Raw genomic sequence first — 14574 nt, 5'->3', positions numbered from 1 at the left:
GAGTTCCGTGAACCTCTACGCCTCGCTCGTGCGCACCGGCGTGCCCGCCCTGGTGGGCTGGCTCGTCGCCGTCGCTGCCCGCTACGGCCTCGACCTCGACCCGGCCGCCCTCGCCGGCGTGCTGGTGCCGGTCGTCTCCTTCGCGTACTACGCGCTGTTCCGGCTCGCGGAGCACTTCGTGTCCCCTCGCTGGGGCTGGCTGCTCGGCTACGCGAAGCCGCCGGCGTACCCGGGCGTGAAGGCCGTACTGCCGCAGTGACCCGCGCCGCCGGGCCGACCTCCTCTGCGGCCGTCTGCCTGGCCGCGCGCACCGGGCATGCCGCCCACGAGTAACCCGCCTCCCGCAGCCGGAGGGCGAGCCGAAAGGGGTCGCAAGACCGCACCGCCCCGGATACAAGTTGGGCCCCCGTTCCGCATGGAATGGGGGCCCGACCTCTTGGATCTTCGACTGTAGCACCCGAAATTCCGGCGCCTGGAATCTGAATCCCTGCGGCGTAGACTTAATACTCAATCGTCGGAGATGGTAGGGAGCGGTGCAGTGGCTGGCACAGTACAGAAGCCGGTGATTGTGGGCGGGCAGGAGCTCGCGGCGATCTACGGCGGGCCGCCGCGAGCCACGGCGCAGTGGATCCAGCGCGGCTCGCTGGACTACTCGGACGCGAAGATCATCAGCGGCCGGGCCTACTGGACGCTCCAGTTCGCGGTCGGGCTCGGCGAGCGGTTTGCTCGCCCGAAGGAGCCGAACATGGCGGTCGTCGAGGAACTGCTGCAGGAGCAGTCTCCGGGGCGGAGTCTGGTGTCGGCGCTCGCCGTGCACGTGGCGGACCTGCCGCCGATCGTCGGCAAGCAGGAGTTCGTCGCCATGATCGTCGGCGAGGACGCGATGCACGGCCTGCCGAGGTTGGACCACGCGCTCAAGACGGGGACGTTCCCCGCGCCGGACTGGAAGGTGTCCAGCTCCCCGCTGTGGCTGCTGGACAGCGCCCTTGAGGGAGCCGCGCGGATGAACGAGGTGCCGAAGGGCAAGCCGGTGGTCATCGATGAGCAGGTGGAGAAGAGCCTGCGTGAGGGGACCTACGCCGGTCCGGGCTCGGTGATCTTGACCCGTGGCGCCTCGAAGAAGAGTTGACCACCCCCATTTGAGAGTATAGAATCTAGACATAAGGGGGGCGGTGGGCCCTCCGGTCGAGATTGGGGGTGTTTATGACGGTGCGACCTCCGCCCTGCTGAGGCGCGTCGAGCGCGACACCATGTCGGCTTCCCGTGGCGGGATGTCGGCAGGGGATTCGACTTGTATGGGGAATCTTCGTAGTATCCCCATCACGTCGAGGGGAGAGAGCACGTGCTTGCCGTCACACAGGACCACCTGCCCGGCCTGGAAGCCGTCCGCCGCGTCGTCCTGCCCAGCCCGCAAGAGCCCCGCTGCGGCACGATCCAGACGATCCAGGAGCGGTTCGAGCAGTTCCACGACCTCAACCCGTGGGTCCTCACCGAACTGGAGCGGCTGACCGCCGAGTGCATCGAAGCGCGCTTCTCGAAGATCAGCCTCGGCATGCTCTTCGAGCTCGTCCGCTACAGCTACGGCCGCGCCACCCTCAGCGCCGACGACTTCCGGCTCAACAACGACTTCCGCAGTCGATACGCCCGCTTGCTCATCGAACGCCACCCCGAATGGGGCTCGCACATCGAAGTCCGCGCCCTGCGCACGGACTGAGCACCATGACCTCTTGGAGAACGAACCGTGCCACCGAAGCTCAAGTCCCGTAAGCCCACCGGCGTCGTGCCATGGCCCTTCATCCTCGCCGAGGGCGAGGAGGGCGCCGGGAAGTCCTACCAGGCCATCGAGTTCAGCAAGTCCGAGCATGTCGGCCAGATGTACGTGATGGACCTGGCCGAGGGCTCCGCCGACGAGTACGCCGGAATCCCCGGCGCCCGCTTCGAGGTGATCGTCCACGACGGGTCCTACCAATCGATCGCCGAGCAGGTCGAAGCGGTGTGGTGGGAGGCCCGCCGGGCCGCTGCCAACCGCGAGAAGCCGATCGTGTTCGTCATGGACTCCGGCTCGGCGCTGTGGCGGATGCTGTCCAACTGGACTTACGAGCGGGCCAAGCGCAGCGACCGCAACCGCGCCAAGCTCGCCGAGAACCCCGACGCGATCATCGACATCGGCCGCCACCACTGGAACGACACCACCGAACGGTGGGCGAAGATCATCTACATGCTCCAGACCATGCCGGGCATCGCCATCATGCTGGCCCGGGGCAAGGAGATATCGGCGACCGACGGCAACGGCCAGCCGCTCGTCGTCCGGGGCAAGTCCGTGAAGGAGTGGCGGGTCAGCACGCAGAAGGACACCGGCTTCGACTCCACGGTGTGGGTGCGGATGCGGCGCGACAAGCCCGCCGAACTCATCAAGGCCCGCACGCTGAAGTTCCGCGTCGAGGCCGGCAAGCCGATGCCGCTGCCGAACTTCTCCTACGAGAACCTGATCTTCGGCATGCTCGGCTGCTCCATCGACTCCCAGCCCCGCGACATGCCCGAGCTGACGGGCGACCGCACCGGCCCGTGGATGAAGCGCATCGCCGAGGCTGTCGACCGCGACGCCTGCCTGGCCCTGTGGAACGAGCTCGACGCTTGGGAGGCGACGGGCCTGACCGAGCCGGAGTGGAAGACCGTGCGCAGCGCGGTCAGGGCGCGTGCCGCTGAACTGGCGGCCCCCAAGCCGGGCATGGACGATGTGCCCGAGACCGATGCGGCCCGGCTGCGGGCCGCTGCCGAGGCGCAGCAGGCCGAAGCCGACGCCGAGGTCCTCGGCGACCCGCCGGCGCACGCCGCCGCCGCGTAGCGGTGCCAGGCCGGGCCACCCCGAACAGGGCGGCCCGGACCTCCCCGTGCCTGCGATGATCAGCAACTTCCGCCCGGCACCCCTGTGCCACGGCGCGGCTTGCCATGCCCGCTGCGACTGCTGCACCGAATGCGGCTGGCCGCCCGAGGACTGGTGCCCCGGCTGCGCGGGCTGCGCCTGCGTAGGCGGCTGCGACTGCCCGCCACCCGCCTTGGGCGCGCCGTAGAGCCGTCCTCTCTCGGGGGCGGGGCCCCGACGGCACGGCGCCCCGCCCCCGCCCCTCGACCTCTTGGAGCAGTACACCCATGTCCACCCCCGTTCTGGAACGGCCCGAGTCGCCGTCCATCTGGGTTGCGGCCGACGCCGCCGACCAGGCCCGGCCCCGGTCCCGGCAGCGCCAGCTCGGCGCGTCCGACCTCGTCTGCGAGCGTCGGGCCGCGTACATCTACCACGGCTGGGAGAGGACCGACCACGTTGTCAGCCCCGCCGCGATGCTCGGCACCTACATCCACGAGGGCCTGACGACCGCCGCCCGGCGGGAGTTCGGCTGGCTGGTGGAGAAGAAGGTCGCCGAGGCGGCGATCCGCGGCAGCATCGACGTGGTCCAGCTCGACCGGATCACCGCCCGGCAGCTGCCGCGCCGCCTGCGCCCCAGAGTGCCCGCCGACGTGATCACCGTCGAGGACATCAAGACCCGCACCGTCTACCGCTGGGACGAGGTCCTGCGGTACGGGGCGACCGCCGGTGAGCTGCGCCAGGTCATGACGTACGCCCGGCTCCTGACCACCGGAGGGTTCTCCGACGACGACGGCCAGCGGGTCCTGGCCCGCCTCGGCCCTCTGCGCGTCGAGCGGATCCGGCTGCGGTTCATCTGCCGCGACAACGGCGAGGAGCACATCCAGGAGATCCCGTACGACCCGGAGATCGCCGAAGAGGCCGTGTGGTGGCTGGAGCGGATAGCCGACACGACCCACCCCGACGAAGCGCCCCGCACGTTCCTCGGGCCCGGCATCGACGCGCAGTGCGACTTCTGCCCGTTCGCCACGGCCTGCTGGGGCGAGTCGGTCGGCGGGCGGCCGGTGCAGGCCAACATCGTCCACGACGACGCCGACGTGGCCATGCACCTGGCCGACTACGTCAACGCCCACCGCGAGTGGGCGGACGCCGACCGGATCAAGAAGTTCGTGCGCAAGGCCGTCGACGGCGTCAAGGCAGGCCCGTACGGGAGCAACGTCCTGCACTGGCAGGGCGAGGACAAGCGCATGGAGGAGCCCGACATCCGGGCCATGATCGAGATATTCGACAGCCTCGACGCGCCGATCCCCACCGTCCCCGACACGGACCGGATGGTGAAGGCCCTCGTCGCCGCCGGCATCGCGGTGCCGCTGCGCACGGTCACCAAGAAGGCGTCCCGCCGGATCGACGTCCGGGCGGCCAAGAGGTGAGCGCGGCACGCTACTGCACCGCACCACGCCGCCGAGGGGGAGGGCCCGCATGTCGATTCACCTGATGCTCGTTGCGGCTTACCTGCCGCCGGACGTGGTCACGCCGACGGAGAAGCTCGCGCTGATGAAGATCTGCGACTCCGCCGACGACGAGACCCGGCTGTCGCGGCCGGGCGCGCACCGGCTGTCGGCCTGGACGGGCGTCGGCGAGAAGCGCGCGATCACGCTGGTCACCAACCTGGTGAAGAAGGGCCTCGTGGAGCGCATCGAGGTCGGCAAGCCCGGCCGGACCGCGACGTACCGGGTGTTTCCGCTGGTGCTGCCGACGCTGCCGCAGGCGGAGGAACTGCACGAGCGGCGGAGGGCGGCCTCCACCGCGCCGCGCAACCCCCGGCTCGCCCGGCCGGGTGTCGCCCGCGCCAAGCCGGCGGCTCCCGCGCGCACGTACAGGGATGTCGAGAAGCGGGAGGCGCGGGCCGCCGAGCGCGATGGGTTCCCCCAGGGTGACCCATCGCCGCCCCAGTCCAGGGTTCCCCCGGGGGAACCCAGTGAGTTCCCGCAGGGGAACCCTGATGGTTCCCCCGAGGGAACCCCTTCTTTTCCTTCTCCTACCTCTGTCCTTCCTGCCCCCCTACCCCCCACGGCTGACGCCGCAGGGGAAGAGTCTGCGCGTCAGGGGAAGGCGGGGCGTGCGTGCCCGCGCCACAAGCGGGTGGCGAAGAACTGCCGGGCGTGCGGGACCAGCGCCCGGGCGGCCCGGGAGGCGGAGGAGAAGCGCCGGCAGGAGGAAGCGCGCCGTGCCGAGCAGGAGCGGTTCGCGGACTACCTGCGGGACGGCGCGGCGCAGCGGCAGCAGGCCATGGAGCGGCCGGACGATGTCCGGAGCGCGCGGGAGAAGGCGATGGAGGTGGCGCGTGGAGCGCGCCAACGACATCGATATAACGAGTAGATAACGAGAAGTCAGGTGTTGTGCCACCCCCGCGAATGAGTATAGAATAAAGACATGAAGGGGAGAGGCCCCCTCGATCGGAAAGGAAAGAACGGGATGCTGCCCACGCTCGTCACCACCAAGGACTCCAAGGGGCGCTGGACCTACGCCCTCGACTACACGAGCATCCTCGACCCGCTCGTCCGCGCCATCGCCGTCGAACGCGCCGAGGACGAGAGCGTGGACCGCGACCTCGATGAGATCGCCGACCTGCACGGCCGCGTGAGCGGCGCGGTCGACGAGGACGCCGCGGACAGCCCCGCCGCCGAACTGTCCTGGAGGGTCGACCAGCTCGTCGCCTCCCTCGGGCTCGGCCGCTACGACTTCCCGGCCGAGCCGAACCGGTTCGACATCGGCCACGCCCGGATCGTCGCCCACAACATGCGCTCCATGTCCGGCGCCCTCACCGCCTGGGCCGACCGCCACGCCGCCGATCAGGCCGCCTGACACCCCCGTGGCCGGGGGGAGTGCATCCCCCCGGCCCCAACTTGTATGGGGACTCATCTGTCAGTCCCCATCTACTGGAGATCCGCCGTGACGCTGCCCGACACCCCCGTCCTCGCCCCCTGGTACAGCCCGATCACCGAACTCGCCCGCCACCGCGGCGTCACCTTCCACATCGCCAGCCGCCGGCAGCACGCCAGCCTCCACCTCCACCTCCCCGACGGCTCCCTCCTCGACATCACCGACGACGGAATCGGCGGAGCCACCGCCCGCAAGCCGAGCGGCGCCACCGGCTGGAAGGTCACCCGAACCCTGCCCACCGGCCACCACGCCCCCCTCTACGACTCCACCCTCCTCGGCCACTACCACCACCTCGGAACCGCACCGGACCCCCTGCTCGCCGTCCTCGCCCGGTACCTCCCGCCCCCGCCCTCCATGCCCGCCGCCCGCACCGGCCGCAGCCACCTACTGCGCCGCCTGCTGCGCCTCACCTGACCAGCACACCCAGCAACCCCAACGCCCGACGACCTCTTGGAGAACCCCGTGCCACTCGCACCCCTGCCCGGCCGAAGCCACGTCAACGACCCCGCCTGGCAGGCCGCCTACGCCACCTACGAACCCCTGATCACCCCGCTGCGCCGCCGAGGTCTCGTCACCGACATCGACTGCTGCGGAGGCAGCGAACTGATCATCGCGGCGCTGCCCGACGGCACCCACCTGGCGATCGGCCCCAGTGCCTACGCCGGCGGCCTCCCCGCCCACCTCGACAGCGTCACCGAGTGGCTGGTCGTTCGGAACAGCGACGACAACCCGACCGTCCACCACGTCGTCTACGACTCCACGCCCACCGGTCCCGACGCGCCGCACGGGGCGTTCCTCGCCCCGCTCCTCGTCGCCATCGACAGCTTCCTCGTCGGCCGCGGCATGCTCCCCGAGCCGGTTCCCCACTCGGCGGTCGTCTCCCTGACCACCGTCCACGAGTACGGGCCCGCCGCCTACGCCCCGACCCCGCCCCTAGGCTCCGTGACGGAAGCGGCGCAGCGGGCCGCCGAGATCGCGGAGAGCTTCCCCGGCGAGATCATCCAGCACCACGCCAGCCGCGACTGGCCGCGCTACGTCCTGGCCGACGGAGACCGCCTCGTCGTCGTACAGGTCACCCTCGCCGAGCTGATCCCCGGCGACCACAGCCTCGGCGTCCCCTGCTACTGCCCCCTCGCCCACCCCCAGACGCCGGAGGAGGACAAGGACCTGCGCACCGCCATCGAGTACTGCAACCGAATAGGCGACACGAACGGCCTGTACCTGTCCATGGTCCGCTTCTACACCGCCCGCGACTGCCCGGCCCGGAAGGCCAGCCGGCATGCCTGACAGCACGCCCGGCCCGCCGCCCGCCGACTCCCATGCCGCCCTCCGGCGCCTCTCAGGCCTCTTCTGGGCCTCCCCGGAGCCTCCGCCACTGCTGTCCCCGGCCGGAGGCCGCAAGTGGGCGGCCAGGCGGCTCGGCCACGCCGACCTGGACGCCACGACCGCCACCTACACCACGACCCCGGAAGAGACCGAATGAACGCCGTGGAAGCAGCCGCCCTCACGCTCGCCGTGGCCGCGCTCCTGGGCGCCGTGTACGCCCTCCGGTCCGCCGTCCGCATCCGCAGGTCCGTCCGGCAGACCCGCACCAAGTTCTGAACCCGGCGAACAGCCGCCACGCCCCGGCCCGCGAACACGGGCCGGGGCCCCTGCAGACCCCCACTACGGACACGAAAGGCGCCACCTGATGGGCAGGGCCTACCACCTCGACGGCGAGTACTCCGCCACCTTCTTTTTCGACCACTTCACGCACGCGACGGTCCTGCGGGCCATGGACGGCTTCGGCATGATCCACGACCTGGACATGCTGCGCCTCGCCGAAACTGCCTTCGACAGGGCCATCCGCGGGGGCCGGTCCGTGGACGACTCCGCCACCAAGGCCGTCGTCGAAGCCCTCCGCGAAGCGGGGGCCGCCGAGCCCGCCGGCATCCCCCGGCACAAGCTCGCCACCGGCGACGGCTGGCTGATCACCCCGCCCGAGATCACCGCCGCCCTCGACGCCTACCAGCGGGCCCCGTACGACGACCGCGCCGCGACCAGCGCCCGCATCGACGACTGGGACGGATGGATCGGCTTCCTCCGCCTGGCGGGCGACTTCGCCGGCATCCGCAGCCACTGACCACCACGACCAGCCAGGCGGGCCGCAACGGCGGCCCGCCCCCGAACGGAGACGAACCTGATGGGCTTCCAGCTCAACATCGAGAAGGCCGACGGCACCGACGACCGCACCTGCTGGCACCTCTTCAGCAACGGGGGAATGGCGACGATCCGAACCGTCATGAGGGACTTCGGGATGCTCACCGACCCGCCGGTCCCCGACCACGTGCTCCTCAGCACCTTCGGCCTCACCCGTGACGACTTCACCGGACCGGATCAGGTCCTGCCGGGCAAGGAAGCCAACCTCGCCGCCATCCAGGCCGCCTACGCCGCGAGGATGAGCGCCACCGAAGCGGAGATCCGAGGCATCCCGCACTACAAGGTCGCCGGCAACGACGGCTGGGTGATCGCACCGGCCGAGGTCGCGGCGGCGCTCGCCGCCTACGACGCGGCCCCGGCCGACCGGCGGGCCGACATCGAGGCCACCTACAGGGACTGGGCTCCCTGGCTCGCCTTCCTCCGCCGGTCCGTGGACCACACCGGCATCCGCGTCTACTGACCCACACCCCAAACCTGCATGGGGACACTTCAAGTGTCCGACCTGACCTCTTGGACTCACGATGACAGACCACCACAACACCGACCCCGCGCCGTCCGACGGCGACCTCCCGACCCGCCTCGGCTTCCACGCCATGCCCGACATACGGCCCACAACCTCGTCCCACGACAACCTCCTCGCCCGACTCGCCCACGAGACACTCCACGGAGTCCGGCCCGCCGTCACCGACCTGAGCAAGACCCGCATCGTCCCGGGCTCCAGCCACTGGGCACCGGCGATGAGGCCCCACCGCGACGGGCCGCACGACACGGCCGACAGCCAGGACTACACCAGCTGCGCCACGCCCGCCGCCGCCCGAACCCAGCTCCCGCCGGCGGACGACGCCAAGCTCCTGCGCGAGCGCATCCGGGACGCCGTGGTCTCGCTGGAGAACATCCACGACCGGCTGATCTTCGACAATCCGGACGCCGCCGAGGCCATCGCGGCCGTCACCTTCCGCCTCATGCCCTCCGCCGAGGAGGACTTGGAGCACCCGAAGCAGGGCGAAGCCCCCGGCGACCCGGCAACCCCGCCCTCCCGCCCCCTGTCCGGCCACAACGAGCACCGAGGCGGGGCGTCGTGACCGTCAAGTTCATCGACTTCCTCTGCGGCGCCGGCGGCTCCAGCACCGGCCTGGGTGAAGCCGGGCTCGAACTCGTCCTCGGCGTCAACCACTGGGCGCTCGCCCTGGAGACCCACGCCGCCAACCACCCCAAGGCCGACCACCTTCGCATCGACGTCAGCGCCCTGCCGATGCGCTACCTCCCGAAGGCGGACGTGCTGTGGGCCAGCGTCATCTGCACCGAGATCAGCCCCGCCGGAGGACGTCCCCGCGAGAACCAGACCTTCGAGCTGCCTGATGGCGACGACGAGTTCAAGGCCCTGCCCGACGCGGCCTTCGAGAAGACCCGCGTCACCGCCTGGTGTGTCGTGCGGGCCGCCGAGGTGCACAAGTACCGGGCGATCGTCGTGGAAAACGTCGTCGAGTTCGCCACCGACTGGATCTTGTTCCCGACGTGGATCGCCGCCATGCAGGCCCTCGGCTACAACTACCAGGTCACCAGCGTCAGCTCGGCCCACATCGGCGACGCTGACAACCTCCACGCCCCGCAGTGGCGGGACCGGATCTACGTGACGTTCACCCGCCGCGGCATGCGCAAGCCCAACCTCACCCCCTCGCCGGCGGCCTGGTGCTTCGAGTGTGGCGAGCACGTCAACGCCGTGCAGACGTGGCGGGACCCGGCGGTGACCATCGGCAAGTACGGCGTCAAGTACGACTACCGGTGCCCCAACTCCCGCTGCAACCGGGCGCTCGTCGAGCCGTTCGTCCGTCCCGCCTCTGCCGCGATCGACTGGACCGACCTCGGCACGCGCATCGGGTCACGCCGTAAGCCGCTGGCCAGCACCACCATGGACCGCATCCGCGCCGGCATGGCCCTGTTCCCGCATGTCCCGTACTCCGTGACCCTCACCCACGGCAAGGACGGCGGAGACCGCTCCTACGCCCTGACCCAGCGGCCGATGCCCACCCGCTCCACCAAGCAGGGCGAGGCGCTGCTCGTCCCGACCGGCGGCTCGTGGAACACCACCCCGTACCCGGTCGGCCAGCCGCTTCGGACCCGCACCACCCGCGAGTCCGAAGCACTCCTCACCCCGCCGTCGCCGTTCGTCGTGGAGTACCGCAACCACTCCACGGCCTCCAGCGTGCACAGCCCGCTGGCCGCCGTCACCGCGCAGGGCAACCACCACGGCCTGGTCCTGCCCGGCGGGCACATCGACCCGCGCGACCGCAACACCCTGGTCGTCCCGTACCGCAAGGCCGCGCCCAAGCACGCCGGAATGCCCTTCCACACCCTGTCCACCAAGCAGTCGGCGGCGATCGTCGTCACCGAAGAGTCCATCGCCGACTGCTGGTTCAGGATGTTGAAGCCGAAGGAGCAGCTCGCCGGGCAACGGTTCCCGGACAGCTACATCGTGCTCGGCAACGCCGCAGAGCAGACCATGCAGGCAGGCAACGCCGTCAGCGTGAACGTCGCCCGCTGGATCGGCCGCCAACTGTTGGAAGTCCTGTGACCGGAGAGTCGGCCCCCGCGAGGCCGCGCCCTGCCGCCCAACCCTGTCCGGGCCGGCACCTCAACCCCTGACCCCGTCTCCCGCCGCCCGCGCCCAACCCGGGGTGCGGGCGGCCACCACCGAGAAAGCCCCCGACCTGTGTTCACCGCCCTGCCCGACACCGACCGCTTCATGCCCGCCTGCTTCCGCGACCCCCGCTACAGCCCCCCTGAGGGGAAGTGGAAGACGAAGGGCGGCCTCACGGAGCTCTGCGCACCGGTCCTGCCGAACTGCGTACCCTGCCCCCACCGGGCGCAGTGCATCACCCAAGTCGCCCCCCATCCACGGCGGTTCGACGGCGTTTGCGGAGGCCGGATCTGGCTCGACGGCGAGGTCATCGCCACCGCGGATGGCGTCGACGAGTCGGACCTGCCGTTGCCCGGGAAGGCCCGCGACATCTGCGGCACCACCGCCGGGGTCGACAAGCACCACGCCGTCGGCGAGCAGAAGTGCGAGGCGTGCCAGGCAGCCGCTGACGCCGACACGGAGGAGCAGCCCGCCGGCGAGGAGAAGCAGCTGTCCCTCGATATCGCCGCCTGACCGGCCTGTGCCCACCGCCCGCGCCCCGCCCCGGGCGCGCCTCCGCGCACGTCGGCCAGCGCAATCACGTCCACGGCCTCGCCGAACTCGGCTCGCTCATGGAAGAGCTGAACGGCAACTGACCGTCCGGCGCGGGCCCGCACCGTGCTGGCACCCGGCGGCCCGCCGGGGACGGCGCGGGCCCGCGCACCCAACCGCGAACCACCACGACAAGCACCCGCAGCCCGGATGGGGCCGGCGGCGGGAAGCCACGAGAAGGAACCCGATGAGCACCACCGTCACGACGGCCAAGGGCCCTGTCCCCCTGGTCATCGGCCTCGACCTGTCTCTCACCTCCACCGGCGTGGCCGGGCCGGACTGGGCGGACGCCCTGCGGCCCAAGGCCGGGATGCGCGGTCACGCCCGCCTCGACTGGCACCTCCAGGCGATCACTGACCGGGTCCGCCTCGCCGACCTGGTCGTGGTGGAAGGCGCGGCGTACGGGCACGGTGCGCAGGCCGGGCACCACGAACTCGCCGGACTGTGGTGGATGGTCACCCAGGAGCTGTGGCGCCGGCGCATCCCCTACGCGCAGGTCCCGCCTGTGCAGCGGACGATCTACGCCTGCGGCGTCGCCAACCCCGCCAAGGAGCACCCGAAGACGGTGCGCGCCCGCGTCGCCAAGGGGTTGGTTCGTGACGCCGTCGCCGAGCGGTACGGCCTGGAGTGCGACGGCGCTGGACGCTACGACAAGGCCGACGCCTGCATCCTCGCGCACATGGGCCGGGACTGGCTCGGCCACCCGGTGGTCGACCTGCCGGAGCAGTATCGCCGCGCGCTCGCCGGTGTCAGCTGGCCCGCATCCATGGAGGCGGCGGAGTGAAAGCCAACCCTGCTGAAACAAACGGCAGTTCAATCACCCCGAAGTGGACTCACCCACTGCTATGAGTATAGAATCTTGATGTAGGGAATCAGGGAAACCAGAAGTAAGGAAGATCGTGACCATCACCACCGCCGACGCCACCCAGGCCATCCCGCAGCTCCACGCCCATCTGCTCGACGGCACCCTCGCGGCCTGGATCGGTCGGCACTACGACCTCGCCGACGACGAGACCGCCACCGCAGCGGCCATCGCCGAGTCCGCAGTCCGCGACACCTGGAGCCAGATCGCCCACGCCCAGTCCTTCACGGAATGGCTGTCCGACGTGAGCCCCGCCCTGCTCCTCATGCTCGCCGACAGCGCAGCCCGGAGCGTCGGTGACGCCTGGGCCGGCGCCAACCAGCTGCGCATCGCCCGCCTCGCTCTCGGACTGCTTGCGACCGACCCCCGCCTCGACTCGTACTGACCACTCCGGGCGGCCCCTCGCCGGGGCCGCCCGCCCGGGAGAACCATGACCATCGCCACTGCTCCAGTCGACCTCCGGGTGCTCCTCGGCGCCCCCGACCTCACCCCTCTCGCCGCCCACCTCGCCCTCACGCACGGTCTCGCCGACCTGTCCGCCGCCTACGCCGCCGCGGTTGCCGAATGTGCCGTCCACGCCGCGTGGGAGGGTGTCGGGGCACCGCGTCCGTATGCCCGGTGGCTGGCGGGCATGTCCGAGCCAGTGATCGCCACCGCCGTCGACCTCGCCGTGATCGCGGCCCGGGACGGGGATGCGGCGGCACTGCGGCACCTCGCGTGTGCCGCGGCCGTCCTCGACGCCGTCGCCACCCAGCTCGGCCACTGAGCACGCCCGCCCCCGCGCGGGGGCGGGCCCAACGAGCTTTCGGGCAAAGGGAGTTGTCCGGAGAGGGAGTGGACACCACTCCTGAATGAGTATAAAATAGAGACGTAAAGCAGGGGGGGGAGAGACCCCCCGGCCGAGAGAGGAAAACCCCATGTACGCCAGCATCGCCGTCGCCGTGGCCGCCCGGATCAACAACCCGGGCATGCAGGCCCGCGCCATCCTCGACTCCGTCTTCGTGGAGGTCACCCCGGAGGACGACCGCACCGTCAAGATCAGCTTCAGCGAAGGCCCCAAGCAGGGACGCGTCCGCGTCGACCTCACCCTCCTCGACGCCCGCAAGGCCCACCTCGACACGATCACCGGAACGTTCCCCTCCAACGAGGCCGGGGGCGGCTCCTACCACGCGTTCTTCGAGGCGGTCGACGCCTGGTACCCGCCGGTCTCCTGAACCTCGCCCGGCCCGGGGGCCGCCGTCCGGCGGCCCCCGGGCCACCCACCCGCCATCACCCAGCCCCAGCAGAGGAACACCGACATGCCCACCACCGGAGCACCCGCAGGCCACCGAATCCGGATCACGGCCGGGAAGTACAAGGACCACCTCGCCACCGTTCTCATCACCCGCCCGGCAGGGGCCTGCACCGTGCGCGTCGACGACGACCCCTCGGGCAAGCCCAGGCTCTACCAGCAGCACGAGTTCACCGACGCCCAGCCCAACGCCCTGCTCATCACCCCCGCAGGAGCCGCCAAGCCGGTGAACATCCCCGCCGGCAAGCCTCAGCGCAGGGCCGTCGCCGCTCAGCTCCTTGAAGGCGATATCGAGTACACCCGGCTGGCCTCCTGTGCCCACGGAGTGCACGTCCTCAGCCTCGCGAGCCGGCAGCACAGCGAGGGCCAGCCGGTGAACGAATACGCCACACTGATCATCTCGGTCCTCCCCGGCAGTGGCCCGCGGTTCGAGGCCCGAGGGCCGGTCCTGTTCTTCGGCCCGATCGGCGACGGCGGCTGGCCCACCGACCTCGAGGTCGACACGAGCCAGATCATCCAGCGAATGATCGGGGCGATGCACACCGCCTTCTCCAGCCTGGTCCGGCCGTGATGATCCGCATCGACATGTGGGTACGCCTGCACGCGGACCTGTGGTCAGAGGCGGCGGGCAGCGACCCCGGCGATGCCGCCCGCGATGCCTGCTGGTACCTGAGCGACGCCCGCGACAGCATCCCGCACATCGGCGAGGACGGCTGCCCGGCCGACCTCCGGACGCTTCCCGGCTGGAGCGAGGAGCAGGACATCCTCGGCGGCGTGGAGATCCGCGCACTGTGGCGGGTCGACTGCCCGGCGGCGGACTGGATCACCTGGCGCGCGGACCCCGCCTGCTGCACCGCCGCGCACACGGTCCCTCCGGGCAAGGCTCGCCAGGACCTCGCCCGGACCGTGATCGACGGAATGGCCGGCATGGCGCTCTTCGTGGACTCCCACGCCGTCGTCACGCTCAGAAGCCCCTGGAGACAGGTCTACGACCACCGCCAGTGGGCCGCGCGGCCGTCGACCTGATCGGAGCAGCCGAGTCGTGCTCCGCGCCCTGCGGGAGATCACCTGCGCCCGCTGCGAGTTCACCGTCGAGCCCGGCGACTTCGTCGGCTGGGTCTTCGGCGAGCTGTGCTGCGAGGACTGTGTCTACGCCCACGAGGCACTGATCGCCATGCTCTGAATATCCC

At 70.8% G+C, this 14574-nt stretch carries 23 protein-coding genes; all 23 read left to right on the top strand.

What is annotated here, in order from left to right; genetic code table 11:
- The first annotated feature begins 7 nt into the window (after nucleotides 1-7).
- Nucleotides 8-259, top strand: coding sequence for a hypothetical protein (locus ACF1AK_RS02670; protein WP_391496935.1), 252 nt, complete (start codon nucleotides 8-10; stop codon nucleotides 257-259).
- A 279-nt stretch (nucleotides 260-538) separates the two neighbouring features.
- Nucleotides 539-1129, top strand: coding sequence for a hypothetical protein (locus ACF1AK_RS02665; RefSeq protein WP_391496934.1), 591 nt, complete (start codon nucleotides 539-541; stop codon nucleotides 1127-1129).
- A gap of 213 nt (nucleotides 1130-1342) precedes the next feature.
- Nucleotides 1343-1714 (top strand): hypothetical protein, encoded by a 372-nt coding sequence (locus tag ACF1AK_RS02660; protein ID WP_391496933.1) that lies wholly within the window; start codon nucleotides 1343-1345, stop codon nucleotides 1712-1714.
- A 27-nt stretch (nucleotides 1715-1741) separates the two neighbouring features.
- The gene (locus ACF1AK_RS02655; RefSeq protein WP_391496932.1) at nucleotides 1742-2845 is read left to right on the top strand and encodes an AAA family ATPase; all 1104 of its coding nucleotides are present in this window, start codon (nucleotides 1742-1744) and stop codon (nucleotides 2843-2845) included.
- Between the two features lie 305 nt (nucleotides 2846-3150).
- On the top strand, nucleotides 3151-4290 hold the full coding sequence (locus tag ACF1AK_RS02650) for a hypothetical protein (protein ID WP_391496931.1): 1140 nt from the start codon (nucleotides 3151-3153) through the stop codon (nucleotides 4288-4290).
- Between the two features lie 49 nt (nucleotides 4291-4339).
- The gene (locus ACF1AK_RS02645; RefSeq protein ID WP_391496930.1) at nucleotides 4340-5239 is read left to right on the top strand and encodes a helix-turn-helix domain-containing protein; all 900 of its coding nucleotides are present in this window, start codon (nucleotides 4340-4342) and stop codon (nucleotides 5237-5239) included.
- A 96-nt stretch (nucleotides 5240-5335) separates the two neighbouring features.
- Nucleotides 5336-5725, top strand: coding sequence for a hypothetical protein (locus ACF1AK_RS02640; protein ID WP_391496929.1), 390 nt, complete (start codon nucleotides 5336-5338; stop codon nucleotides 5723-5725).
- Between the two features lie 87 nt (nucleotides 5726-5812).
- Entirely contained in the window at nucleotides 5813-6217 is a 405-nt protein-coding gene (locus ACF1AK_RS02635; protein ID WP_391496928.1) for a hypothetical protein, read from the top strand.
- 48 nt (nucleotides 6218-6265) lie between these two features.
- Nucleotides 6266-7090: a hypothetical protein gene (locus ACF1AK_RS02630; RefSeq protein WP_391496927.1), complete on the top strand. Its 825-nt coding sequence runs from the start codon at nucleotides 6266-6268 to the stop codon at nucleotides 7088-7090.
- Complete coding sequence (locus ACF1AK_RS02625; RefSeq protein WP_391496926.1) at nucleotides 7083-7286, top strand: hypothetical protein; 204 nt, start codon at nucleotides 7083-7085, stop codon at nucleotides 7284-7286. Before ACF1AK_RS02630 ends, ACF1AK_RS02625 begins: the two co-directional genes overlap by 8 nt.
- Nucleotides 7283-7405 carry a hypothetical protein gene (locus tag ACF1AK_RS02620; RefSeq protein WP_391496925.1) on the top strand — a complete coding sequence of 41 codons (123 nt, stop codon included), beginning with the start codon at nucleotides 7283-7285 and terminating at the stop codon, nucleotides 7403-7405. Before ACF1AK_RS02625 ends, ACF1AK_RS02620 begins: the two co-directional genes overlap by 4 nt.
- Nucleotides 7406-7493: 88 nt before the next feature.
- The gene (locus ACF1AK_RS02615; RefSeq protein ID WP_391496924.1) at nucleotides 7494-7925 is read left to right on the top strand and encodes a hypothetical protein; all 432 of its coding nucleotides are present in this window, start codon (nucleotides 7494-7496) and stop codon (nucleotides 7923-7925) included.
- Nucleotides 7926-7985: 60 nt separating this feature from the next.
- A complete protein-coding gene (locus ACF1AK_RS02610; protein WP_391496923.1) occupies nucleotides 7986-8462 on the top strand; it encodes a hypothetical protein in 477 nt (158 codons plus the stop codon).
- Nucleotides 8463-8523: 61 nt separating this feature from the next.
- Nucleotides 8524-9084, top strand: coding sequence for a hypothetical protein (locus ACF1AK_RS02605; RefSeq protein ID WP_391496922.1), 561 nt, complete (start codon nucleotides 8524-8526; stop codon nucleotides 9082-9084).
- Complete coding sequence (locus ACF1AK_RS02600; RefSeq protein ID WP_391496921.1) at nucleotides 9081-10574, top strand: DNA cytosine methyltransferase; 1494 nt, start codon at nucleotides 9081-9083, stop codon at nucleotides 10572-10574. Before ACF1AK_RS02605 ends, ACF1AK_RS02600 begins: the two co-directional genes overlap by 4 nt.
- Before the next feature lie 138 nt (nucleotides 10575-10712).
- Nucleotides 10713-11153 (top strand): hypothetical protein, encoded by a 441-nt coding sequence (locus ACF1AK_RS02595; protein ID WP_391496920.1) that lies wholly within the window; start codon nucleotides 10713-10715, stop codon nucleotides 11151-11153.
- Nucleotides 11154-11418: 265 nt separating this feature from the next.
- Nucleotides 11419-12015 (top strand): hypothetical protein, encoded by a 597-nt coding sequence (locus tag ACF1AK_RS02590; protein WP_391496919.1) that lies wholly within the window; start codon nucleotides 11419-11421, stop codon nucleotides 12013-12015.
- 115 nt (nucleotides 12016-12130) lie between these two features.
- On the top strand, nucleotides 12131-12478 hold the full coding sequence (locus tag ACF1AK_RS02585) for a hypothetical protein (protein ID WP_391496918.1): 348 nt from the start codon (nucleotides 12131-12133) through the stop codon (nucleotides 12476-12478).
- Nucleotides 12479-12523: 45 nt separating this feature from the next.
- A complete protein-coding gene (locus tag ACF1AK_RS02580; protein ID WP_391496917.1) occupies nucleotides 12524-12859 on the top strand; it encodes a hypothetical protein in 336 nt (111 codons plus the stop codon).
- 151 nt (nucleotides 12860-13010) lie between these two features.
- The gene (locus tag ACF1AK_RS02575) at nucleotides 13011-13307 is read left to right on the top strand and encodes a hypothetical protein (RefSeq protein WP_391496916.1); all 297 of its coding nucleotides are present in this window, start codon (nucleotides 13011-13013) and stop codon (nucleotides 13305-13307) included.
- Between the two features lie 84 nt (nucleotides 13308-13391).
- Complete coding sequence (locus ACF1AK_RS02570) at nucleotides 13392-13955, top strand: hypothetical protein (RefSeq protein WP_391496915.1); 564 nt, start codon at nucleotides 13392-13394, stop codon at nucleotides 13953-13955.
- Nucleotides 13955-14410 carry a hypothetical protein gene (locus tag ACF1AK_RS02565; RefSeq protein WP_391496914.1) on the top strand — a complete coding sequence of 152 codons (456 nt, stop codon included), beginning with the start codon at nucleotides 13955-13957 and terminating at the stop codon, nucleotides 14408-14410. Before ACF1AK_RS02570 ends, ACF1AK_RS02565 begins: the two co-directional genes overlap by 1 nt.
- A 16-nt stretch (nucleotides 14411-14426) precedes the next feature.
- Entirely contained in the window at nucleotides 14427-14567 is a 141-nt protein-coding gene (locus ACF1AK_RS02560; RefSeq protein WP_391496913.1) for a hypothetical protein, read from the top strand.
- Nucleotides 14568-14574: the final 7 nt, after the last annotated feature.

This window comes from Kitasatospora sp. NPDC015120 (assembly GCF_043080305.1).
GTDB lineage: Bacteria > Actinomycetota > Actinomycetes > Streptomycetales > Streptomycetaceae > Kitasatospora.
Note: the sequence above shows the minus strand (reverse complement) of the source record. Positions and strands in the feature narration are given on the sequence as shown.